The sequence below is a fragment of the Sinosporangium album genome, from assembly GCF_900100605.1.
Lineage (GTDB): Bacteria > Actinomycetota > Actinomycetes > Streptosporangiales > Streptosporangiaceae > Sinosporangium > Sinosporangium album.
Window position 1 is genome coordinate 249,160 of sequence record NZ_FNCN01000001.1, and the last position, 21,530, is coordinate 270,689.

The following is a 21,530-nucleotide window of genomic DNA, read 5'->3' on the forward strand; positions in this document are numbered from 1 at the left end:
CCCGGATCTGCGGGCGACGTCGTCGAGCGCCGCGAAGGGGGCGCTCGGACAGATGTGACGCGAGCGTCATGAGATACGAACCGGGACGTTAGAGCACAAAGTAACGGCACAGTAAAGTTGATCGCGGAAGTTGTAAAAACGTAACCTTTCTCGGTAAATCTCGCCTTGTCAGGACAAGTGGACATTCGACCTCGAACGAAGCACGGGCGGACAGGCCGTAAAGTCCGGAGGGTGACACCTGCGACATCCCTCGACAGCCTGCTGCGCGTCCTCCCCGAAGGCCGGGTCGTCACCGACCCGGATGTGACCGACTCCTACGCGCGCGACCGCACCTTCCTCACTCCGGGCCGCGCCCTGGGCGTCGTGCTGGCCCGCACCCGAGACGACGTGGTGGCCACGATGCGGTGGGCGACCGAGCACCGCGTGCCGGTGGTGCCGAGGGGCGCCGGCACCGGCCTGGCGGGCGGCGCGACCGCGGTCGAGGGCGGCCTGCTGCTGTCCCTCGCGCGGATGACCGACATCCGCGAACTGTCCCCCGCCGACGAGATCGCCGTGGTCGAACCCGGCGTGATCAACGCCGACCTCGACCGGGCCGCCAGAGCGCACGGGCTGATGTACGCGCCCGACCCGTCCTCCTACGAGATCTCCACCATCGGCGGCAACCTCGCCACCAACGCGGGCGGCCTGCGCTGTGTGAAATACGGCGTGACCCGCGACTCGACCCTCGGCCTTGAAGTCGTGCTCCCCGACGGCCGCGTGCTGAACACCGGCCGCAGGACCGTCAAGGGCGTCACCGGCTACGACCTGACCGGGCTGTTCGTGGGCTCCGAGGGCACCCTCGGGGTGATCACCGCGGCCACCGTACGGCTGCAGCGCGCCCCGGCGGCTCCCCCCGCGACGGTCGCCGCCGAGTTCCCCACGCTGCGGCAGGCCGCCGAGGCCGTGGCCGCGGTGATCGCCGCCGGGTGCCGGCCGTCGCTGCTCGAACTGCTGGACCGCGCGACGCTCAAGGCCATCGACGACTGGCGCAACATCGGCCTCGACCCCGACACCGCGGCGATGCTCATCGCCCAGTCCGACACGCCCGACGGGCAGGCGGTGGCCGAGCGCATGGCCGCGCTGTTCGACGAGTGCGGGGCGTCGTTCGTCGCCGCCTCCTCCACGCCGCAGGAGGCCGACGAGCTGATCGGCGTACGGCGGATGGCCTACGAGGCCAAGGAGCGCCTCGGCGCCTGCCTGGTCGAGGACGTCTGCGTGCCCCGGTCCAGGCTGCCGGAGATGATCTCCGCGATCGAGGCGGCGGCCGTACGCCACGATGTGCTCATCTGCACGGTCGCCCACGCGGGCGACGGGAACCTGCACCCGGTCTTCGTGTTCGACCACGGGCTGCCCGAGCCTCCGCCGCAGGTGTGGGCGGCGGCCGACGAGGTGTTCCGGGCCGCGCTCGACCTCGGCGGCACGCTGACCGGGGAGCACGGGGTGGGCCTGCTCAAGCGCCGGTGGCTCGACCTGGAGACGGGCCCCGTGGGGCGCGAGGTACAGCTCGGGATCAAACAGGTTTTCGATCCGCTGGGCATCATGAACCCGGGGAAAGCCATCCAGAACTAGAACCGCTGGTAGCGTTCTGCCCCACATGAACCAGATTGGGTCCGCACGGGGGGCACCGTGACAGAGGTTCAAGCGCTCACGAAGGACGACCCGGCCCGGCTCGGTTCCTACGAGCTGACCGGGCGTCTCGGCGCGGGCGGACAGGGCGTCGTCTACCTGGGGCGGGGACCCGACGGCGAGTCGGTCGCCGTCAAACTGCTGCACGCCGGCCTGGCGACCGACGAGGAGGCGCGGGGGCGCTTCCTGCGGGAGGTCGCCGTCGCCCAGCGCGTCGCACGGTTCTGCACCGCGCCCGTGCTGCACGCCGACCTCGCGGGCGACCAGCCGTACATCGTCAGCGAATACGTGCCGGGGCCGTCGCTGCGGCAACTCGTCGACCGCGAGGGGCCGCGCCGGGGGGCCGCCCTCGAACGCCTGGCGATCAGTACGGCGACCGCCCTCGCGGCCATCCACCGCGCCGGAATCCTGCACCGCGACTTCAAACCGGCCAACGTGCTGATGGGCCCCGAAGGGCCCGTCGTCATCGACTTCGGCATCGCCAGAGCGCTCGACGCGCCCAACGTCACCGCGACGGGCATGGCCATGGGCACCCCGTCGTACCTCGCCCCGGAACAACTCGCCGGAGCCGCGGTCACGCCCGCCGCCGACGTGTTCGCGTGGGGCGTCACCATGGTGTTCGCCGCCACCGGGACACCGGCCTTCGGCCAGGACTCGATCCCGGTCGTGATGAACCGCATCCTGCACCAGCCGCCCGAACTCGGCTCCCTGGACGGGCCGCTGCGCGAACTGGTGGCCGCCTGCCTGGCCAAAGACCCGGCCGCGCGGCCCACCGCCGACGACCTCGTGTCCCACCTCACCGGGCAGCCCACCGCGCCCGTGCGACGCCCCGGCGCACCCGTGGGCGCACCCGTGGGCGCACCCGTGGGCGCACCGGCGAGCGGGCCGACCAGCGTGCCGCGTACGGCGGGCGCCGCCGTCGGCCCGCACCCGCCGAGGCCCGCAGGCCCGCGCGGGCGCACGCCGGGAGGCAAGCGGGCGGTCGGCCTGACGACCGCCGCCGTCGCCACCGGGGCGCTCCTCGGGGCCGGGATCTTCTACACGACCGGCATGGAGTTCTCCGCCGTGTCGATCGCTCTGACACAACCCTCCCCCACCGACGCCCCGGCCACGCTCCCACAGGCGCGGCCCGCCCCGGCCTCGGCCCCCTCGCCATCGGCCGACCCGGCCGGCCCGGCGCTGTCGTCCACCGAGCCCACCCGCGTGCCCGCGAGGACCATCCCGACCCCCGCCGACGCCACGCACACCCCGCCGGTCGACCCCGCGCCCGGCAGGCCCAGGCAGACGCCGACCGCCGACCGGCCCACCGGCGGCGGCTCCACCCCCGAACGCTCCGAACTCAAACCCGAATACCCCGTCCCCCTCCCCACCGCCACCGGCAAGCCGACCGCCACCCCCAAACCCCCGCCCCCCACACCCACCAAGCCGGCGGCGACCCCCAAGACCAGCCCCAACCCCCACACACCCGTCGCGGCCTGCGCGTCCAAGGGCGGCACCGGCTACAAAGTCATCGACAAACGCGGCCTGGCCGGCGGCAAGGCCACGGTCTACCTCCTCTACAACGCCGGCACCAAGAAGAACTGCGTCATCACCATGGCCACCAGCGTGAACGGCTCGCTCAAACCCAAGATGTCGGCCACCCTCCAGATCAAGGCCGGCGCATCCGGCCAGGACACCGGCAACTACGCCTACTACGCGGGACCGGTCATCCTCTCGGCCCCCAAGGCCTGCATGATGTGGGGCGGCACCTACCTGAGCAGCACTTGGCGCAGCCCCTGGAGCCACTGCGGCTGACCGCCTCGCGGCGAGTGGACTCGTGTCCCGGCCCCAGCCGTCATAGGGAGCCGACAAGGAGAATCCTTCGTTCCGTGTGGCCATGCCAGATGAAACGGGCAGGAAGAGCGGCCGGTCCTCTTTCTGCCGGATACCTCCCCCCACGCGCAACCGCCCCAGACGGGCCATCACCCCCTCGCCTACCCCCCCTTGGTCGGCTCGGCCGAGGGCCTGGAGGCCGTCTGGGAGCACCTGCACAAGCATCCGCCCGCCTGACTTCGTGCCTGCCGGGTCAGTCGGCGACGAACGTCCCTTTCCTCGGCAGCGTGTGGACAAGTCGACTGTCCCGGAGGAGGTTGATGGCCGCCCGGACCGTGTCGCGGGCCACGCCGTACCGGGCGGCGAGCACGACCTCGTTGGGGAGGCGCTCGCCCGCCCGGAGCCGGCCGTCGCGGATCCGCTCGCGCAGGTCGCCCGCGACCTCCTCGCACTTGAGGGGCGGGCGGCGCCTGGGGGCGCTCCGCGGGCCGACATACGAGCCTTCGGCCCGCACGGTATAGACCGCGCCCTCCTCGCGCAGCAGCGCCACCGCGCACCGCGCCGTGTGCCGGCACACGCCGTACCGCTCGACGAGTTGGAACTCCGAGGGGAGGAGCTGGCCCGGTAGGAGTGTTCCGTCGTGGATGTCGGCCCTGAGCCGGGCCGCGATCTGCTGGGGTAGGCGCATGGCCTCGCTTCCCTCGTTCGTCGCTGCGGGTGGGCTCACGCAGGGGCCGTGAACTCCGCGCTCATCGGATAGGTCGGCACGCCGGGAGGGGCGTCCCAGTACCCGACCGCGTCGGCCAGGCCGTGGACGACCAGCAGGCAGCGCTCGTCGGCCGTCCCCGCGATCGGCCGGCGGGAGATCGAGCTGTGCCGCTGCCGGTAGGTGGGGATGCCCGTGGGCCCGCAGTGGTAGACCGTGACGCGCAGCGTCTCGCCCGCCGTGCCGAACCGCTGGACCTCGGCGATGAACGACGAGAAGAACGGCCTGCCCGCCGCGTGCGCGATCGCCACGTTCACCAGCTCCGACATCACCGCCTCCGCGTCCTCGGCGCGGTCGTGCCCGCGCAGCATGCAGCGCACCAGCTCCCGCGCCTGCCGCGCCTGGTCCGCCCGACTGGGGAACAGCCGCCGCCACACCATCCCGTCAGGCATGAGACGGTAGGCGGCGAGAAGTAGCCGGGGATCGCCCATGCCGGTCGGAGGGATGAACGTTCTTCCCCGGCTGTCCTTGAACACCGGGGCCGCCCCGGCGTCCGCGGTGAGCGTGCCTCCTTCACCCGCGCTCATCGCCCACCGCCGTCTATTGCCCGCGCGGGGCAGGTAGATGCGTATACAGCACCGCATACCCAGCCTTCGCGAGCTCGGCTGCAAAGTGGCCACGGCGCGGGCACCTCCCGGTTGTAAGGGAGGACGCCCGGCAAGGTCATCGGAGCGTACGTCGTGATCTCGCGGAACTTAGCGACCGAGATGACACGGTGGGCGCGATCACTGTCAGCGGGGGTATAGCGGTACACCAAACCTTCCCGAGCATGGTCCACTGTTACGACAGCCTCCAGCGAGCCTGAGAGGAACGAGTAGACGCATAGCCGGTCAGAAGTCAGACGGGCACGAACCCCCCATTCGCGCAACACCACGGCATAGTTCTCCAGGAAGGCCGTATCCGTCTTATGCGGTTGCTGTTCATCGGCCATGAGTAGCGCCGTCAGCTGGAACATGGATCACACCTCCGATGCGGTCCAGTGCCCGCCCGTTCTGTAGCTATAGCGCAACGGGCTAATTGCTTGTCGGGATGCAATGGTCGCTCAACGCACTTGGCCGGGGGGAGAGCCACACGGGCAGCCAGCGCGGAGCCTAGGGGGTAGCCAAAGGGGGAGCCGCAATTGGCTCCCGACCGTAACACGCAGGGCTTTTGAACAGCCCGCACCCCATAATTGAGGCATGCCGAATGCGAAAGCTCTTCGCCCCGACACCGCAGCTCAGGGGCGGGTGATTGCGGAACTTCGGGTGGCGCACGGCTGGTCTCAAAGCCAGTTGGCCAGCAAGCTTTGCGATGCTGCCGGGCATGCGACGGTGACACGGGAGCTGGTGTCACGCTGGGAACGCGGAAAGCGGACCCCTGGGCCTTTTTGGGCGAAGCACCTAGCTACAGTGCTGGAAGCACCCATTTCAGCACCGTTGGAGTCTGAAGTGAAACGCCGGACATTTCTGACAGACGTTGCCGCGCTATCCATCGCCCCCGTAGCCGCATCCGACCTGCTTGACCAAGGGTTCACAGCCGCGCTCGGTAGGAGCGGCCCGACCTTGGACGACTGGCATGCCAAGATCGATGCCTACGGCAGCGATTACATGTCCCTGGGTAGCGCCGAGATCCAGCGTCGCCTTGCAGGCGACCTGATTGTGTTGCAGCAGCAGCTCGACACCCCCGGGCGGTGGGATGTCGCAGCCAAGCTCATGACCTTGTATGGCAAAACGTTTCCCGGCGTTGACGGCTCCAAGGCCGTCAACTGGTACTTGTTGGCCGCGCAAGCGGCCGACAGGTCGGGAGATGACAGTACTCGCGTGTGGGTTCGCGGCAGGGCCGCTATCGCTCTTGGCTATGAGGGTGCCTCGCTGTCAGTGGCCGAGTCGTTCGCCAACCAGGCCTTGGCCATTTCCGATAGGCCGTCGCTGGGCAGACTGAACGCGCTTGCCGGCCAGGCTCACGTGGCGGCGATCCGCGGCGACCAATATGCCGCTCGAACTCTCATCGAAGAGGTCCGTAGGGTGTTCGACGTCGCAGGCAGCGAAGAACAAGAGTCGGACTACGCAGTGCCGTTCTGGAGGGTGAACGTGTTCGTGAGCCTGCTAGCCGCCCGACTCGGGGATGAGCGGACGGCGCTGATCGCACAGGAGGAGGCCGCGAAGCACCTCCCTGCGCATCTCCCGCGCTTTGCAACCCACCTGGAGATGCATAAGGGGTTGATGCTGGTTCGCGCCGGGGACCGACGTAGCGGCGTGAGTCTCGCGAGGGAAGCCCTCGCGAAGCTGCCGACGGAGAAGCACAGTTTGACTCTCCGTATGCTGTTGGCGGAGATCGAACAACGCTGACCATGTGTTCGTCGCATCCCGTCGCCTCGACAAGCGAGTGCGTGAAATCGTCGCCGCCGTCGAGGACCGTCAACACGGCTCAGACCTCAAGGCCGCCGTGAAACACCTAGGCCTCATGGCAGGCAAACAGTAGGTGGGGCTGGGGGCGACCGTGGTGGCGCGGCGCCAGCCGGGCGCGGTGTGGGTGTGGGGCTCCGCCGTGCTGGTCGTGATCGGCCTGGTGATGCTGACCCCATGGCTGGTGCGTTTTACGGGGCGGGCGGCCAAGGGGCTGCGGCTTCCGCTGCGGGTGTCGGCATGCACCGGCCGTCGGCCGCCTCCACGTTGGAGCGCGATCTCGCCACGGTGACGCCCCGGGTCACGGTCGCCTCCGAGGAGGGCTTTCGCAATGTGCCCGCCCCCGGCTTGTGGGGCTGGCTTGCGGGCGCTCTTGTTCTCGTCGTCGGTGGCACGCTGGCCGCCACTGATCACCCGGACCAGACCGCCCCTCGCCCCCCCGGCTCCCGTGACACCGATCCTGGACTCGCCGTCCGTGGTGGGACGGGCCCGAGTTCGGGGCTGAAGCCGTACCCCTGGGTGATCTAGTGGGGTGGGGGCGGTACGGTCCTGGCTGTCGGGGCCGATCGGGCCCGTGAGGATGTGAGGGGAAGCCGAAGTGACGCGCCTGGTTCATCTTGAGGTTGAGGGTGGGGTCGCCACGATCACTCTTGATTCACCGCACAACCGGAATGCGCTGTCGGTGCGGTTGTTGGGCGATCTTGAGGAGAGGTTGAATGCCGCGCTTGGGGACGCGGGTGTGCGGGTCATTGTGCTGACGGGGGCCGGGCCGGTGTTCTGTTCGGGGGCGGACCTGAAGGAGCAGCGGGTGGCGCGGCGGCAGGGGGAGGCGGAGGCGCCGGTGACGGCGTCGTTCCCGGAGATCTTGAGTTTGATCTGGGAGAGTCCGAAGCCGGTGGTGTGCCGCTTGAACGGTACGGCGCGGGCGGGTGGGCTCGGGTTGGTGGCGGCGTGTGATTTCGCGGTGGCGCCGGAGGAGGCGTCGTTCGCGTTCAGTGAGGTGCGGTTGGGGGTGGTGCCGGCGATGATCGCGGTGCCGGTGCTGCGCCGGGTGAGTGCGCGTGCGGCGGGGGAGTTTTTTCTTACGGGCGAGGTCTTCGACGCCGCACGGGCGGTGGAGATCGGGCTGTTGACGCGGGCGGTGCCGGCTTCCGCTCTGGATGAGACGGTGGCGCACTACACGGGCATGCTGTTGCGGGGCGGTCCGGAGGCTCTGGCGATCACGAAGCGGCTGGTGCGGGAGCTTCCGGCGCTGTCGTTCGACGACGGGTTGCAGGAGATGGCGCGGTTGTCGGCGGAGCGGTTCACGTCGGAGGAGGGACAGGAGGGCATCCGCGCGTTCATGGAGAAGCGCCCGGCTTCGTGGATCCCGCCGATGGCCTGAGCGGGCCCGCATCTCCTGTCCTGGTGCGTCCAAGGCGCTGACCATCCCGCAGGGCGCTGCGCCGCGCGGCCGATCGGCGCGGCCCTCGTGATTCCGCCATCATCGAGGCGCTGCTCGGCACCCGCGCCCGCCTCCGCACGCTGCTGAACCTCACGGTGGCCCAGACACTCCCGTACGAGTACGCGGGCTCTTCCGCGACCAGATGATGGCCGGTTAGAGGTACTTCTCGGTCCATTCCTCGAAGGTCGTCAACGGGATGCCGAGTGCCCGCGCGAACTCCGGGCGCGCGGGCTGACCGAAGGTGCCGGTGTGTTCGTGCGATACGCCCGCCCACACCGGCATCCCCTTGGCCAGCGCCTCCTCCTCGGTCAGGTCGGGCGCGGTCAGGTCGGCCTTCAGGGCCTTCGCGAGATTCGCGGCGATCTCACGCATTGACCGGTAGTCGCTGGCAAGCTCCAGTTCGACGGTGTGGAACCGCTCGGGTTCGATGATGGCCGCGGCAGCGGCGCGGCCGATATCGTCGACGGCGACCAGGGACAGCATAGTGTCCGGCTTCAGCACAGTGACCAGGCCGCCCTCGACGCCGCGGGGGAACAGGTACGCCGCCGAGGGCCGGAAGTTCTCCATGAACCAACCTGGCTTGATCAGCGTCCAGTGAGTGAACCCGGCCTCGCGGACCTTGTCCTGGATGCCGGCCTTGGTGACGTAGTAGGGCTTCAGCGAGGCCCAGCGCTCGCCGTCGACAAAGTGATCGGCGCCGGAGACGGACGTGTGGACGAACTGCGGCACTCCGGCGGCCTGAGCGGCGCCGATCAGGTTGACGGCCTGGGCCATCTCACCGTCGAAGTCGAAGGAGGCGCCCTGCTGGCCGCCCGCCATGGGGGGCATCTGCACCGAGAAGACGGCGCGGGCGCCCTGTGCGGCCGCGACCAGGGAGTCGCGGTCGGTGAGGTCGCCGGTCACCAGTTCGGCGCCGAGCCGCTCGATGGCCTTGGCCTTCGCCGTCGAAGGGTCGCGGACCAGGGCCCGGACGGGCACCCCCGCCGCGATGAGGGCACGGGCGGTCGCGCCGCCCTGCTGCCCGGTGGCACCGGTGACCAGAACGTGGGACATGGGACTCCTCTGCGAAAATTAAACGGCGTGGCCCGCCGCTTCTGTTCCGGTAGGATACGGAGACCCCCGCCGTTTAGCAATTCCTGAGGTGAAGCCCATGCGCGCCGACGCCCAGCGCAACTACGCGCGCCTCCTGGCCGTGGCCGAAGCGGAGATTGCGGTGAACGGCGCCGACGCGTCGCTGGAACAGATCGCCCGCATCGCGGGCGTCGGATCGGGCACGGTACGCCGCCACTTCCCCACCCGGCACGCCCTGCTGGCAGCCGTCTTCCGCGACCGCGTCGAGACCCTCTGCGCGCACGCCCGCGACCGGCTCGGCCGCCCCGACACCCGGGGGGCGCTGCTGGAGTGGCTGGGCGCGGTGACCACATCGGCCGCGACGATCCGCGGGCTGGCCATGGCCCTCAACCGCGACCGGACGGCCGACGCCGAACACGAACACTGCGCCACCACGCAGCTCACCGAGGCGGGCGAGCCGCTGGTCCGTCAGGCCGCGGACGACCTGGCCCCCGGCGTCACCGTCACCGACCTGCTCGCCCTGATCACCGGCATCGCCCTGGCCACCGAGACCCATCCCGACCCCGCCGCCGAGGCCAATCGCCTCCTCGACCTGGCGATCACGGGACTCAGCCCGATCAGGCGGCTGTGATCCGCGCGGAGAAGGCCTTGAGGACGGCCGGCAGCCGGTCGACGTGTTCGTCGGCGCTGCTGACCCGATCGAGGGCGTGCACCGCGCCGCGTCATCGACCGGCGCGGCACCGTGATTCCGCCACCATGGCTGTCCTGCTCTGAACCGGTACGGCAGAGCCGTGTCTGAATTGCCCGCAACGCTCACGCAACCCTCAATTGCGTAGGTTTGCGCGCAATTGCACGATGGTTACGGACACGGGGAAGGAACCACCATGCGCTTGCGCTTTCTCGCCTCCACCTCCGAGGCGGGCGCGTGCCCCTCGCTCTACGAGACCGACCGGGGCACCATCGTCGTCCAAGGGCTGCACGTCACCGACCCGAAGGCCCTGGCCGACCTCCGCGACGTCCTCGACGGCGAGGCCGCCGTCGAGGTGCCGCGCGAACTGCTGGTCGACATCGCCAGACGGGTGCTCAACTGACCTCTGACACGCCCGGGTGCCGGCCGAAGGCCGCAGTTTCGGCCGGCACCCTGAGGGTAGGCTCCGAGGTTGATCACGATTGCGGGCCCTGCATGGCCCTCGACCGGGCAGGCGACTAGCCTCGTCGAGGCCATGCTCCTCGGGACCCGGTGCCGCGGCGCCGGGCGCCGGGCGCGCGAGCGGGCACGGCACCACATTCCGGCACCCGGACACGCGGTCGCGCGACGCGGAGGAAGTCGTGAGCAGCTTTCAGCAGGCCAGGCTCGACCTCGCTACGCGGCTGCGGCGCCTGCGTGAACACGCCCGCCTCACCGGCAAGGAGCTCGCCGAGCGCATGGCGTGGCAGCCCTCCAAGGTGTCCCGCATCGAGAACGCCCGCCAGAACGCGACCGAGGCGGATGTGGCCGCGTGGGCTCACGCCGTACAGGCCGACGAGGCCGTGGCGGGCGAGCTGATCGCGTTGGCCGCGGGGCTGCACGAGCAGTCGGACTCGTGGCGGCACCGGCAGCGGGCGGGACTGGCCGTGCTCCAGGAGAACATCCGCGACGTGGAGGGACGCACCCGGCTGTTCCGGGTGTTCGAGCCCGGCCTGGTCATCGGGCTCCTTCAGACGGCGGAATACGCCCGGCACATCTTCTCCAAGGTCAAACGGGTGAGAAGCGAGCCCGATGAGGTCGACGCGGCGATCCGGGTGCGCATGCAGCGGCAGGAGATCCTGTACGACCGTTCGCGCACGTTCCGTTTTCTCATGCCGGAGGCGGTGCTTTACTACCGGCTCGCCCCTACCGATGTGATGTTGGGGCAGCTCGACCGGTTGCTCGCGGTCGGCACGCTGGCCAATGTGGAGTTCGGGATCATCCCCTTCCAGACGGAGCTGCCCGCCGCCCCGGTCGACGGCTTCTGGATCTACGATGACGATCTCGTGAGCGTGCCGACGCGCACCAAGGATCTGATGCTGCGCGACGCGGAGGATGTGGGCTTCTATTCGCAGGCGTTCGAGGAGCTGAGAAGGGCCGCGGTGTTCGGGGAGGACGCCCGCGCGATCGTGGTCCGCGTGCTCGCCTGCCTTACCGAGCAGGGATAGGTGCGGGCAATCGGCGGCCCAACTCCCGCAATTGCTTGCCTGCCACGTCAAGATCGTGCAATCCTGTCGCGAGTCCTGACGCGGAGGTGACGCACGATGCCGGACACCGGGTCCTTTCTCTCGCTGTTCGCCGCCGCCGCGCGGCAGCACGCCGACCTGTCGGTCGACGCCGTCGCCCTCAGCAGCGAACCGGCATACGTGAGCGTGAGCAACCGGTTCAGCAACACGCTGAGCGAGACGGTGACCTGCTGCCCGGAGGGCAATTTCCTCACCTCGTGGGGTTACCGGCTGGGCGACGTCGCCAACATCGACGACGCCGCCTCCCGCTTGGCCTACCTGCTGGCCGCTCTGCCGCACTGAGGCACCGCGCCGCACTGCGGCCCAGGCGATCCTGAGATCGCGCTCAAGCGGGGAACGCGCCCGGGTCGATGCCGGCCTCGCGGGCGGCGGCTATGCGGGCGTGCTCAAGCAGGCGGGCCCGCGACAGAGCCGACGGGTGCAGCGTGTAACGCACGATGAGGCCGTCGAGCATCGCGTCGAGGCGTTCGGCCGCCCCCGCCGGGTCGTCGCACGTGAAGTCTCCCGACGCCGCACCGTGCCGCAGCACCCGCTCGACCGCGGCCGACCACGCGGCCTCCAGTTCGAGCACGATCTCGCGGATGGCGGGCTCGCGCACCGCGGAGGTCCACGCGTCGATCCACAGGATCCAGCTCTGGTCGGACCGCGACTCGGGGATGTAGAACCTGAGCAGCCGGTCGAGGCGCTCCACCGGGCCGCCCGGCCCCTCGGTGAGCTCGGCCAGCCGGGCGCTCTCCTGGTCGAGGGTGGCCCGGAGCATGGCCGTGATCAGCTCGTCCTTGGTGGCGAAGTGGTAGTGGATCAGACCGCCGCTGACGCCGGTGGCCTTGGCGATGTCGGCCACCCTGGTGCCGGCCAGCCCCTTGTCGAGCACGACTCTGCGGGCCGCGTCGAGCAGCTCGGCCCTGCGCTGATCGGCCTGGTCGGCCCGGCTGCTCCGGGACCTCTCCGCACTCCGCACTCACCGAGGATACAGAGCGGCGCGGACACTGTAGACACTGTGGACGCTGACGACCGCAGTTGTCAGGCGCGCCGGAGTACGGCCATCGCCGCGTTGTGGCCCGGTATCCCGCTGGCCCCGCCGCCGCGTTCGTGGAGGGGGGAACAAGACCGTTTCCCTACGGGCGGCGGTGGCTGGCGTTGGTATGTCCCGACCGCACATAACGAACAGGTGTGTCCGGGGCATGGCTCGCTCTTGACATCCTCCCCTCCCTGAAGGGAGGGGATTCCCACGGTCGCCCGTGAGGGTTCCTGCTTCACCGCCAGCCGCCCGCCAGGAGGGATCCCCCTTGAGGTCTTACACCGGCTCCACAGGCGTTTCACCTCTCCGCCAGCCCGGCGGCGAGGATGTTCTTCGCTGCGTTGAGACTCCCCGCATCATATCGCACGATCGGTCAAGACTCGTGCGTGTGTTCGTACGGCGTTCCGCCTGGCGGCGGAACGCCTGCCCCTGCCCTGCTCCCGCAGGGGGTCCGATTCCTCCCCCGCCTGAAGGCGGGGGTTTCCTCGAAGGTTCCTGATGAGAGATTCTGGCTCCCAGACGTTGCCGTTGGTTGCTCGCAGGGGCCCTTGTCGTCGGAGAGGGTTCCGAGAGTGGCTTGGGCGGCGGCGCGGGCGAGGGTGGCTTGGGTTGTGACGGCGAGGCCCATGCGGTTCCAGTGGAAGATGACGTGTAGGGCGATTACCGCGCGGATGCCTCGGGTGAGGCGGCCGTTCTCGCGTAGTTCTCGGAGTGTGGTGCCGGTGTCCTCGAAGGAGGTGAGCCAGTCATTGCCGATGAGGTCGGCGCGGGCGCGGCCGAGGAGGAGCAGGCGGACGTCGCAGGTGTAGGACGCCCATTCCTGAGGGGTCGGTGGTTCGGCTGCCAGGGGGGCGCGTTGTTCGGCGATTCTGGCCCAGACGTCGCCTTGTTCGTTGAAGTCGAGTCCTGCCGCGCGCATGAGGGCCGCGCTGAGGAGAAGTGATCGTTCTTGCCGGTCGTCGGGGTTGTCGGCTAGGTAGGCGAGTAGGTGGCGGCTGTCGTGGTGGAAGAGGGTATGCGCCGCGTCCATGCTGTGGGTGCCGCCGAAGGCGTGGACCTCGGGTTCGTAGATGTCGGTGGTCCAGGCGTGCTTGTCGGTGAAGATGTTCTGTGTGGGGTGGGGTGGGCCGAGATAGCGGATGCGCCAGCGGCCTTTCCGGATGAACCACCAAGAGGTGATACCGGTGGTCTCGGCTTCGGGTAGCACGTTGGACAGGTGCTGGACGGCAGCGCGTTCGCGTTCGCGTGCGGTGTTGCCGGGATAGGTGATGTTCACCTGCTTCCAGAGTGTCTCGTCCACGCTCGTTCCTTCAGTCAGCAAAGCAGGAGGCAGGCGTCCCATGCGGTCGTCGTCTCGGTCGTCGCCAGGGCAGCGCCCGCCCTGCCTTCGAGCAGCCCGGCGGGTTCGTCTGGCGGGGAGATGATCGAGCGGTGCAGGCAGGCGAGGCGCTCTAGCGGAATTGGGTGGATGGCGTCGGAGGCGATCCGTCGGGCCGTCGTGAGGAGTCCGGCGGTGCCATGGCACAGGCTGCGGTCGGTGAGGCGGCTTATCTGGGCAGGGTCGTTCACGCAGGTCGTGAACGCGGTTTCGGCGGCGCGCCGGCGGTCGGGGTCGGCGAGGGCGCGGGCGGCGAGTTGCTGGGCTCGGGCGATGCCGGGTGTTCCGTAGCACCAGGAGGGGCGGAGTGGGCCGGCCTGGGTGGGGCGGGCGGTTTCGAGGTCGGTGCGGGTGACGGTTTGGGGCCACCATGCCGCTCCCTCGGCGGTGTGCTGCCGCCAGGCGTCCAGCCAGGTGAGGATGCGCCGGATAGCGTCGGCGTGGCCGTCGACCTGGGTGCCGTCGAGGTGGGTGAGAGCCAGGAGAGCGAGCGGCCCGGTGATGCCATGGGCGAGCCCGTGGTTGCCGTGGCCGCCTACGGGCGTGGGCTGGTCCCGGCGGGGGCCGTTGCGGCACCACCAGCCGGGGAGGGCTCCGATGGGTTCGGTGAGGCGTACGAGGTAGATGAGAACGTCGCGGAGCAGGTCGGTCCGCCCAACCCGGCGCAGGGCGACGCCAAGGCCGGTCAGTCCTCGGATTACGTCGTATTCGGCGTAGTCGGGGCGCTGGTGTTGGTCGATGCGTCGGTGCGCGGTTTCCAGGCGTCGTCGGGTCACGTCTGCGGTTCCGTTGATAGCGGTGGCCTTGGCGCGGGCGAGGCCGGGGTGGTCGCTGGCGGAAAGGACGAACGCGAGGGCGGGGGCACCGTAGTACAGGCTCGCGCCCTCGGCGACGCTCACGCCTTCGGCGACGGCTAGTTCGAGTGCCGCGAACGCGCCCTGGTGATCGCCGATCGCCAGATGGAGGAGGGCTACTCCGGCTGCTCCGTCGGCGAGAAACTGTTCCGCCGTCATGACGCTGTCCGAGCGAGGTGGGTAAGGGCGACGGCACGGGCCAGACGCAAGCAGTGCCGTTCGGAGGCGACGTCCACTCCGATCATGCGGGCGTGGTGCAGGTGCAGCAGATCAGACAGAACCTGGTCGACGTCCAGGCCGTCAGCCTCGACGAGGGTCCGGTAGGCACCCAGCGCGGTGGAGAGGTCGGCGTCGCCGAACGGGCGACGGGAACGGGTGAGCTGGGCTGGATCGAGACGTGGCCCGCTGAGGCGGGGTGCGTGCCCGACGAGCCATTCGGGACCGTCGCCGGTGAAGCCGTGGGCGATGGCGAGCATCCCGGCGGCGGTGGCGGCTTGCCGGTCTCCCGACAGGTGCCGCAGGGCGTTGCGGGAGTCGGCGGCGAAGACCGTCTCGGCCGCGGCAAGGGTCGGGCCGGTTCCGTGGCGGGCCTCGGGCCGGTAGGTGGTCAGCAGGTAGTCGGTCAAGAGACCCTCGTCATGCAGGCGCTCGGTCCAGGTGGCGAGGTCGTAGGCAGCGTCGGCGAACGAGACGGTGTGCAGCGGGATGCGGAGCCGCAGGTGGGGTTCGGGGTCGGGGTAACGTAGGAACCACCAGCCGGGAGGGAGACGGGGATGGCTGGTGAGGTGGGTGAGGATGTCATCGGACCTGCCGAACAAGCGGGCGTCCAGCCACGGGGACCGGCCGGGCCGGTGCTGCAGGACGCTGGCGGGACGACACGGCCGCGCGCGGGAAACGGTAGGGGGTCGTGTGCGGGCTAGCGTAAGAAGGATCTCGGCAGGTCGTCCATCGGACCACCCCGACGCCCCGGGGGTTTCGGTGAGAACAGCGTTCGGGTACCGGTCGAGGTGGCTGCGCAGCAGCGCGAGGTGAGCATTCTCATCCAGATCGAGGCGTACCCGTTCGTCATCCTCGCCGAGGAAAACCTCGCGCGGCAGCCGGTACCGCTCGCGGTATCGGTCCCAACCGGTCTTCCACTCCCGCCACGTCGCTCTCCGGCCAGGGAACGCGGTCGCGGGGACTAGCCAGCGAGCCGGGTGCAGGATCGACCGTCCGCGCCGCACGCGCGGGAGGAACGGCAGGCGAATGGCGTGGCCCCAGTCGAACCTGGCGCAAGGCGCGAGAAACGCCGTCCAGATCTCGACGAGGAATCGGACCAGGGGGTGCTGCCCGGTGGGTAGCAGCACGCTGTTGAACAGCAAGGGCTCGACGGGCCGCCCTGTGGTACGCGAGACGAGCCACAGCCGGAGGCCGTCTCCGGCAACGGCCAGGTCATCGACCTGCACGGCCGGATCGGGATGAAACTCGCTGACGGGCAGGACGGGAAGCAGCTCCGGGGCACAGGCGAGAGCAGCGATCCGAAGATTCAGCGGAGGCGCGGCCACCTGGACGGCGTATGCTCCAGGCGACGCGGTCAGCAGCTGTTCATAAACGCGCCGGAATCGGTCGAGGTCCGCGGGGTCGAGCAGGTGCAGAAACCGAGCGGCGGAAACACCGGCGTGCCGAGCCGCGCTCACAACCGTCAACGTGAACTTACCGCGATCAAGGTCTTGAACGGTGTCTGCGGCGAGGGTGAACCGGAGTTCGGTGTGCGGGATCGGCACCCGGTCGTCCTCGCCGCGCAGCGCGGCGATCGTCTCGTCATCGAGCAGCACCTCGGCCCCGTCGTCCAGCGCGGCTTCCTGCGCGAGGACGAACAGGACGGAGTCTCGCCTCGTATGCGGTACCTGGGACCTGCGCCGGGTTGAGGTCCGGTATCCGGCCGGGTAGCCGAGAACCCGGAGGACTTCGCGGGCGGGCACGGCCGCGCCGGGGCCCCATCGTTCGATGAAGGACCGGTGGTAATCGGCTGCCCAGGCGAAGCGCGGGGCAACAGCGACAAGCGCGGAAGCCGCGTCCTGCACCTCGCCGACCACGGACGGAGGAAGCGTCACCGAACAGTCCAGGCGGAGATCAACAGGTGTCCCGGCGAAATCCTCGGAACGGGCACGGGCCTTGTCGGCATCCGTGGTGATCATTCTCCGTCGGGTGTCCGTGAGGAGTATCCCTGCGTTCACTAGGCCGGCCAGCAGTACCTCGGCCGCCGCGAGGTCGCCGTCAGGCTCTTTGGCGACGAGTTCGGCCAAGTCGACAAATGGGATAGGCGACCGGGCGGCCTCGACTGCGATCGCTGCCGGGCCGGTCAAGTCGACCTCCGCGTCCCAGAGCCGGCCGCCCTCGACGCGAACGCAGGGTGTCACCCAGGCCCCGCCCCGTACGTACCCGAGTGAACTGGTCACGACCGAAGCGGTGCGCAGGGCAGGGAAGCCATCGGCGGTCCCATGGTGCTCGCGTGGGTGGGGAACCGCGTGATGTTTCTCATCCCAACAGAACGCGGCGTGCGTGCCAAGGCGGCCTGATGCCACTCCGGCGAAGCGTCCGAACGGGGTCGCCCGTGTCCTCCACCGCAGTACGTATCGAACCGTCGCCTCGGTCAGACGTCGCAGCCTGCGTGCGTCGACCGTATCGCCGTCCAGTACGCGTGTGATCTGGGCGCTGAGATCCGGGGAGGCGAGCCCGACGGCTTCCGCGAATTCGGGAAGCGCCCACACGTTCCGCAACCACTCCACCCAGGAGGACGGTCGGTAGCTGGTGAGGTCAGGCCACGCGGGGAAGGTGAGCCCTTGGGGGTAGGCGGCGGCCCTGATCAACGTTGCGTCGACCGCTTGGAACATGTCTCGCTCCGCGTTCGAAAGGATGGCGGATGAAGGGTCCGGTCGCTGGTGTGGACCGGACCCTCTCGGACGGTGCGGTGCTCAGCCCGAACAGGCGTCGGAGCCGGTGTTGCCGCTGCCGCAGTTGTCGTCGGTGCTGGTGGCGTAGGCGTTGGCGGCGGGTCCTGCGTCGACCAGGCGCAGGTTCAGCTCGTTCTCGGGGTTCATTCGGCATTTCCCTTCTCATCGGGGGTGAAGGTCAGGACGAGGCGGCTGTGCCGCTTGTCCAGGACCGTTCCGTCCGGCAGGTCGCCGTCCGGTGTGTGCGCGGGAAGGACGTTCAGGACCGGTGCCGGGCTGCCTGCCTTCAGCCAGGCGCGCACGTGCTCGACCATCCGTCCAGCAGCCGCCTCGGCCTGCGGGCCGTGAGCGTAGGAACCGAGGTCGAAGAGCTTGCCGGTCCAGGCGAGCGCGGACCGGTAGGCGAACGTGCCGTCCCGAAGGGTGGCGGGGGCGCCGTACTGCCAGGACGGCGCTACGGTCCCGGCCTCGATGGCTTCACTCTGCGCTGACAGCACCACGAACTCCTCCCGCAGCCGGGCCGCCAGCCAAAGGTCAAGGTCGGACAGCATCGTGCGGGGCGGCAAGGCCACCCCAGCCCACGCCTCCGCGCGGGGCAGCGCGAGAAGACCTTCGGTGGCGGCGGGGTCGATCCACTGACCCTCGTCCAGCCGCAGGTGAACGCCGTCGGCGATGTCGACGTACCGGACCTCGGAGGCCCCGTCACCCTGCATGGACACGAACCCGCACTGGCGGTGGCTGTGGCTCACCATGCGGTTGCCGTCCCGGCGCAGCGTCCATGAACGGGTCATCCCGAACGTCCGCAACGGCACGATGAGCACGCCGCTATCGGTGAGCTGGTCCCGCCAAGCGGGCGGCACGTCCCACGCCCCCACCGTGACGATGATCAAGTCGTAACCGCGGCCCGGCACGACCGGATGCTCGGCGTCCGCGCAGATGACGGTGACATCGTGGTAACCCGCCGCCGCCAGGCACTTGGAAGCCCGGTCGGTGACGTCCGAGTCGATATCGACGGTCGTGACGGACCCCGCAGGACCGACCAGCTCCCGCAGAAGAGAGGCGTTGTATCCGCCAGAGCCGATCTCCAGCACCGAACGTCCGGCCAGGCCACCGAGCGCGTCGGCGGCCTGGCCGAGCATCTCGGCGACGAGGAACGGTGCCGACACCGAGCTGAGGCTCTCCCCGCTGGGCAGCCGTTTGGTGATGACGGCTGTGTTCGCGTACGCCTCCTCCAGCGGAAGACCCGGGGTGAACAGCTCGCGCGGGACGGTCCGCATGGCCGCCTCCACTTCCGGCCGCAACACCAGGTTCTTCGCCTGATGGTCGGCCGCGAGCCGATCCACCATCGCGTTCCGCAGATCCCCACCGCTCATGGTGTCGACACTCACTGGCGTTCCCCCTTTGAAGTCCTCTCCGCCACCGCGATCACCGCCTCGCGCGTGCTCCACCACCCTGCCGCTACCCCGCCTCGTGGGCCAGGAATTTAGCTACCTTTAGCAGTGACAGAGCGATGCTCACTTCCCGCCTGGTCAGACAGGAAACCGGATATATAGGACGGTTGCTAATCACCGCTAAACCAGAGGGCGCGAGCCCGGGGCGGTCGGCATGATGCACGTGATGGCTACCTCGTCCTCCTCCTCCGCCCAGGCCGCCCGCGAGCGCCTGGGAACACGGCTGCGCGACCTCCGGACCGGTGCGGGGCTGTCCGGTGTGGAGTTCGCGCGACGGGCCGGCTGGTCGGCCTCGGCCGTCGTATCGCAGGTCGAGAAGGGCCGCCGCACCATCACCGCCGATCACGTGCGGCTGTGGTGCTCGCTGACCAGCGCGTCCCCCGAGCTGACAGCCGAGCTGCTCGCCGAGCAGGCGAACATGGCGGGCATCTGGCTCTCGCTCCGCGAACAAGCCGGCGGCCTAGGCCTGAACGCCCGCCAGAAGCTCACCATCGGCGACGCGATGTCCCGCGTGACACTCGTTCGCACCTACCAGACCAAGGTCATCCCGGGGTTGCTGCAGACGCCTGGCTATATGGAGCAGGTTCTGCGTGGTGTCCGCAGCGATCGCCGTGTAGAACCCGACGACGTCGCCGAAGCTCTCGCTGAACGGCTCGGACGGCAGCGAAATCTGCGTCGCCACGGGGCCCAGTTCATATTCCTCCTGGAAGAGACCGTTCTGCGGTTCCGCCAGTTCGGTCCGGACGTCCACCGTGAACAGCTCCTCCACCTTCTGGAGGCCATACGGCTGCCAACGGTGTTCTTGGCGGTCATCCCGATGGACGCCGACCGGCGGGGCGTAAGGCCACGCGAGTCCTTTGACATCTCGACCTTCCCCGACCGCGAACACGTCCAGGTGGAGCTGCTGTCCGGGCTACTCACCCTCACCCATCCCGACGAACTCGCCATGTACCGGCAGGCATGGGACGCCCTCATGTCCCGCGCCGTTTATGGCGACGGCGTCCGCGGCCTGATCGGACGGGCCTTGGAGGCTCTTGAGGGGAGGAGATTCGGCGGCGGAGACGGCGAGGCCCCCCACGTGGCCGTGGCGTTCGAGGACCAGCACGCGCCGGCCCGCCATCGCGAGGTAGGCGGCCGCGACCAGCCCGTTGTGCCCGGCTCCGACGACGACCACGTCATAGCGCACGGTGGGGTCCTCTCTCGTTGACCTTGCCGGCACCTTATAACGAACCAGACAAACGTTACGAGCGATGACGAGCTTCAACGAGATACCCAGAATCCCCCGCGAGGAGTAACCTCCTCAACGAGGAGCGAACACTTTTCCACTCCGCCCCAGGCGCTCGGCCGTCCGATCCGGGCAGCCGGTCGGGAGACCGCCCTCGCGTCACCCCGCAACCGTGGAACAAAAGACGATCTTGCAACGTTCCAACTTGGTGACGTTCCAGGCGACCCATGAGCGTCGCGCGTGGACGTCGAACATGAGCACCGAACATGAGCAGGGAACCAGCAGGGGCACGGGCAAGGAACAGCAAGGCACGAGTCAGGGAGACGAACCCCCGTATGAGCACGACCGGCAGAGCTTCGACCGTGATCCGCCTGTCCGAGGAGGTGGCGGACGCCCTGGCGCGGGGGCTGCCGGTCGTGGCGCTGGAGTCCACGATCATCTCGCACGGGCTGCCGCAGCCCCGCAATCTGGAGGTGGCGGCCGAGCTTGAGGAGATCGTACGGCGGGGCGGTGCCGTACCCGCGACGATCGCCGTGCTCGACGGGGTCGCGCGGATCGGGCTCGACCAGGCGGGGCTTGAGCGGATCGCGACCCAGCCGGGGCTGCGCAAACTCGGGCAGCGCGACCTGCCGGTGGCGGCGGCGCTGTCGGCCTGCGGCGCGACGACGGTGTCGGCGACCGCGTTCCTGGCGGCCCGCGCGGGCATCCGGGTGTTCGCGACCGGCGGCCTCGGCGGCGTGCACCGGGGCTTCACCGTGGATCAGGACGAGTCCGCCGATCTCGACACGCTGAGCCGCACCCGGATCACGATCGTGTGCGCCGGGGTCAAGTCGATCCTCGACGTGCCCGCCACGCTCCAGCGGCTGGAGACCCGGGGTGTGTCGGTCGTGGGCTACCGTACCGGCGAGTTCCCCGGGTTCTATGTGCACACGTCGGGGATCCCGATCGACTGGCGCGTCGACTCCCCCGCCGAGGCAGCCGCGATCATGAAGGCGCAGGACGCCCTGGGCGGGGCGGAGAGCGCGCTCGTCGTCGCCAATCCGGTGCCGCCGGCCGACCAGCTCGACCCCGAGCTGCACGACCGGGTGCTCGCCGAGGCGCTGGCCGAGGCGGATCGGCGGCGGATCACCGGCCAGGCGATCACGCCGTTCCTGCTCGACTTCCTGGTGAAGGGCACCGGCGGGGCCTCCCTGGAGGCCAATCTCACTGCAGTACGCGGAAACGCTGCCATTGCCGCTCAAATCGCTTCATACTGGTCCAAGGAGAACTGAGA

21 protein-coding genes and 1 pseudogene are annotated in these 21,530 nt (G+C 69.5%); 11 read left to right on the plus strand and 11 right to left on the minus strand.

Annotation, left to right across the window (positions count from 1 at the left end; all coding sequences use genetic code 11):
- Positions 1 to 231: 231 nt before the first annotated feature.
- A complete protein-coding gene (locus BLQ73_RS01045) occupies positions 232 to 1,608 on the plus strand; it encodes an FAD-binding oxidoreductase (protein WP_245690655.1) in 1,377 nt (458 codons plus the stop codon).
- A 57-nt stretch (positions 1,609 to 1,665) separates the two neighbouring features.
- Positions 1,666 to 3,459 carry a serine/threonine protein kinase gene (locus BLQ73_RS01050; RefSeq protein WP_093167249.1) on the plus strand — a complete coding sequence of 598 codons (1,794 nt, stop codon included), beginning with the start codon at positions 1,666 to 1,668 and terminating at the stop codon, positions 3,457 to 3,459.
- 271 nt (positions 3,460 to 3,730) lie between these two features.
- On the opposite strand, the gene BLQ73_RS01055 is transcribed toward BLQ73_RS01050, so the two are convergent.
- Genes BLQ73_RS01055 through BLQ73_RS30850 form a run of 3 tightly spaced genes read right to left on the minus strand, consistent with a single transcriptional unit; the run spans position 3,731 to position 5,198 of the window.
- Positions 3,731 to 4,204, minus strand: coding sequence for a GntR family transcriptional regulator (locus tag BLQ73_RS01055; protein WP_143020066.1), 474 nt, complete (start codon positions 4,202 to 4,204; stop codon positions 3,731 to 3,733).
- Positions 4,201 to 4,770, minus strand: coding sequence for an ATP-binding protein (locus BLQ73_RS01060; RefSeq protein WP_093167253.1), 570 nt, complete (start codon positions 4,768 to 4,770; stop codon positions 4,201 to 4,203). The genes BLQ73_RS01055 and BLQ73_RS01060 overlap by 4 nt, the downstream gene beginning before the upstream one ends.
- On the minus strand, positions 4,767 to 5,198 hold the full coding sequence (locus BLQ73_RS30850) for a hypothetical protein (protein WP_143020067.1): 432 nt from the start codon (positions 5,196 to 5,198) through the stop codon (positions 4,767 to 4,769). The genes BLQ73_RS01060 and BLQ73_RS30850 overlap by 4 nt, the downstream gene beginning before the upstream one ends.
- Positions 5,199 to 5,421: 223 nt before the next feature.
- Between BLQ73_RS30850 and BLQ73_RS01065 the strand changes: the two genes are divergently transcribed.
- The 3 genes from BLQ73_RS01065 (at position 5,422) to BLQ73_RS01075 (ending at position 8,011) form a co-directional block, all read left to right on the plus strand.
- Complete coding sequence (locus BLQ73_RS01065; protein WP_093167255.1) at positions 5,422 to 6,570, plus strand: helix-turn-helix transcriptional regulator; 1,149 nt, start codon at positions 5,422 to 5,424, stop codon at positions 6,568 to 6,570.
- Positions 6,571 to 6,804: 234 nt separating this feature from the next.
- A complete protein-coding gene (locus BLQ73_RS30855) occupies positions 6,805 to 7,155 on the plus strand; it encodes a hypothetical protein (RefSeq protein WP_143020068.1) in 351 nt (116 codons plus the stop codon).
- Positions 7,156 to 7,225: 70 nt separating this feature from the next.
- Positions 7,226 to 8,011, plus strand: coding sequence for an enoyl-CoA hydratase-related protein (locus tag BLQ73_RS01075; protein ID WP_093167259.1), 786 nt, complete (start codon positions 7,226 to 7,228; stop codon positions 8,009 to 8,011).
- A 213-nt stretch (positions 8,012 to 8,224) separates the two neighbouring features.
- Here BLQ73_RS01075 and BLQ73_RS01080 read toward each other — a convergent pair whose 3' ends face one another.
- Complete coding sequence (locus BLQ73_RS01080) at positions 8,225 to 9,124, minus strand: NmrA family NAD(P)-binding protein (RefSeq protein WP_093167261.1); 900 nt, start codon at positions 9,122 to 9,124, stop codon at positions 8,225 to 8,227.
- A 97-nt stretch (positions 9,125 to 9,221) separates the two neighbouring features.
- On the opposite strand from BLQ73_RS01080, the gene BLQ73_RS01085 reads away from it, so the two are divergent.
- The 4 genes from BLQ73_RS01085 (at position 9,222) to BLQ73_RS01100 (ending at position 11,677) form a co-directional block, all read left to right on the plus strand.
- Positions 9,222 to 9,773: a TetR/AcrR family transcriptional regulator gene (locus BLQ73_RS01085; RefSeq protein ID WP_093167532.1), complete on the plus strand. Its 552-nt coding sequence runs from the start codon at positions 9,222 to 9,224 to the stop codon at positions 9,771 to 9,773.
- 253 nt (positions 9,774 to 10,026) lie between these two features.
- Positions 10,027 to 10,233 (plus strand): hypothetical protein, encoded by a 207-nt coding sequence (locus BLQ73_RS01090; protein ID WP_093167263.1) that lies wholly within the window; start codon positions 10,027 to 10,029, stop codon positions 10,231 to 10,233.
- A gap of 238 nt (positions 10,234 to 10,471) precedes the next feature.
- Complete coding sequence (locus BLQ73_RS01095) at positions 10,472 to 11,317, plus strand: helix-turn-helix domain-containing protein (RefSeq protein WP_093167265.1); 846 nt, start codon at positions 10,472 to 10,474, stop codon at positions 11,315 to 11,317.
- A 96-nt stretch (positions 11,318 to 11,413) separates the two neighbouring features.
- Positions 11,414 to 11,677 carry a hypothetical protein gene (locus BLQ73_RS01100; RefSeq protein WP_093167267.1) on the plus strand — a complete coding sequence of 88 codons (264 nt, stop codon included), beginning with the start codon at positions 11,414 to 11,416 and terminating at the stop codon, positions 11,675 to 11,677.
- A gap of 43 nt (positions 11,678 to 11,720) precedes the next feature.
- On the opposite strand, the gene BLQ73_RS01105 is transcribed toward BLQ73_RS01100, so the two are convergent.
- From BLQ73_RS01105 to fxlM, 6 genes are all read right to left on the minus strand, one after another.
- A complete protein-coding gene (locus BLQ73_RS01105) occupies positions 11,721 to 12,356 on the minus strand; it encodes a TetR/AcrR family transcriptional regulator (RefSeq protein ID WP_093167269.1) in 636 nt (211 codons plus the stop codon).
- Positions 12,357 to 12,789: 433 nt separating this feature from the next.
- Positions 12,790 to 13,716 (minus strand): thiopeptide-type bacteriocin biosynthesis protein, encoded by a 927-nt coding sequence (locus BLQ73_RS01110; protein WP_093167271.1) that lies wholly within the window; start codon positions 13,714 to 13,716, stop codon positions 12,790 to 12,792.
- Between the two features lie 14 nt (positions 13,717 to 13,730).
- Entirely contained in the window at positions 13,731 to 14,807 is a 1,077-nt protein-coding gene (locus tag BLQ73_RS01115) for a lanthionine synthetase C family protein (protein ID WP_093167273.1), read from the minus strand.
- Positions 14,804 to 17,521: a lantibiotic dehydratase gene (locus BLQ73_RS01120; RefSeq protein WP_093167275.1), complete on the minus strand. Its 2,718-nt coding sequence runs from the start codon at positions 17,519 to 17,521 to the stop codon at positions 14,804 to 14,806. The genes BLQ73_RS01115 and BLQ73_RS01120 overlap by 4 nt, the downstream gene beginning before the upstream one ends.
- 81 nt (positions 17,522 to 17,602) lie before the next feature.
- Positions 17,603 to 17,728 (minus strand): FxLD family lanthipeptide, encoded by a 126-nt coding sequence (gene fxlA, locus BLQ73_RS01125; protein WP_093167277.1) that lies wholly within the window; start codon positions 17,726 to 17,728, stop codon positions 17,603 to 17,605.
- On the minus strand, positions 17,725 to 18,969 hold the full coding sequence (gene fxlM / locus BLQ73_RS01130) for a methyltransferase, FxLD system (protein ID WP_245690657.1): 1,245 nt from the start codon (positions 18,967 to 18,969) through the stop codon (positions 17,725 to 17,727). Before fxlM ends, fxlA begins: the two co-directional genes overlap by 4 nt.
- Before the next feature lie 229 nt (positions 18,970 to 19,198).
- On the opposite strand from fxlM, the pseudogene BLQ73_RS33745 reads away from it, so the two are divergent.
- Positions 19,199 to 20,035 (plus strand): annotated as a pseudogene (locus BLQ73_RS33745) (helix-turn-helix domain-containing protein); the annotation flags it as partial.
- Here the strand turns inward: BLQ73_RS33745 and BLQ73_RS34435 are convergent.
- Positions 19,946 to 20,251 carry an FAD-dependent oxidoreductase gene (locus tag BLQ73_RS34435; RefSeq protein WP_338056583.1) on the minus strand — a complete coding sequence of 102 codons (306 nt, stop codon included), beginning with the start codon at positions 20,249 to 20,251 and terminating at the stop codon, positions 19,946 to 19,948. The pseudogene BLQ73_RS33745 and the gene BLQ73_RS34435 overlap by 90 nt on opposite strands.
- Positions 20,252 to 20,592: 341 nt before the next feature.
- Here BLQ73_RS34435 and BLQ73_RS01140 point away from each other — a divergent pair, with 341 nt between their 5' ends.
- Positions 20,593 to 21,528: a pseudouridine-5'-phosphate glycosidase gene (locus BLQ73_RS01140; protein WP_093167281.1), complete on the plus strand. Its 936-nt coding sequence runs from the start codon at positions 20,593 to 20,595 to the stop codon at positions 21,526 to 21,528.
- The last annotated feature ends 2 nt before the right edge of the window (positions 21,529 to 21,530 follow it).

What these genes read in the sequence shown, in the direction of transcription:
- BLQ73_RS01060 (WP_093167253.1), bottom strand. Translation starts at nt 4,770, where the DNA reads ATGAGCGCGGGTGAAGGAGGCACGCTCACCGCGGACGCCGGGGCGGCC.
- BLQ73_RS30850 (WP_143020067.1), bottom strand. Translation starts at nt 5,198, where the DNA reads ATGTTCCAGCTGACGGCGCTACTCATGGCCGATGAACAGCAACCGCAT.
- BLQ73_RS01065 (WP_093167255.1), top strand. Translation starts at nt 5,422, where the DNA reads ATGCCGAATGCGAAAGCTCTTCGCCCCGACACCGCAGCTCAGGGGCGG.
- BLQ73_RS30855 (WP_143020068.1), top strand. Translation starts at nt 6,805, where the DNA reads ATGGCTGGTGCGTTTTACGGGGCGGGCGGCCAAGGGGCTGCGGCTTCC.
- BLQ73_RS01080 (WP_093167261.1), bottom strand. Translation starts at nt 9,124, where the DNA reads ATGTCCCACGTTCTGGTCACCGGTGCCACCGGGCAGCAGGGCGGCGCG.
- BLQ73_RS01085 (WP_093167532.1), top strand. Translation starts at nt 9,222, where the DNA reads ATGCGCGCCGACGCCCAGCGCAACTACGCGCGCCTCCTGGCCGTGGCC.
- BLQ73_RS01090 (WP_093167263.1), top strand. Translation starts at nt 10,027, where the DNA reads ATGCGCTTGCGCTTTCTCGCCTCCACCTCCGAGGCGGGCGCGTGCCCC.
- BLQ73_RS01100 (WP_093167267.1), top strand. Translation starts at nt 11,414, where the DNA reads ATGCCGGACACCGGGTCCTTTCTCTCGCTGTTCGCCGCCGCCGCGCGG.
- BLQ73_RS01115 (WP_093167273.1), bottom strand. Translation starts at nt 14,807, where the DNA reads ATGACGGCGGAACAGTTTCTCGCCGACGGAGCAGCCGGAGTAGCCCTC.
- BLQ73_RS01120 (WP_093167275.1), bottom strand. Translation starts at nt 17,521, where the DNA reads ATGTTCCAAGCGGTCGACGCAACGTTGATCAGGGCCGCCGCCTACCCC.
- fxlA (WP_093167277.1), bottom strand. Translation starts at nt 17,728, where the DNA reads ATGAACCCCGAGAACGAGCTGAACCTGCGCCTGGTCGACGCAGGACCC.
- BLQ73_RS01140 (WP_093167281.1), top strand. Translation starts at nt 20,593, where the DNA reads ATGAGCACGACCGGCAGAGCTTCGACCGTGATCCGCCTGTCCGAGGAG.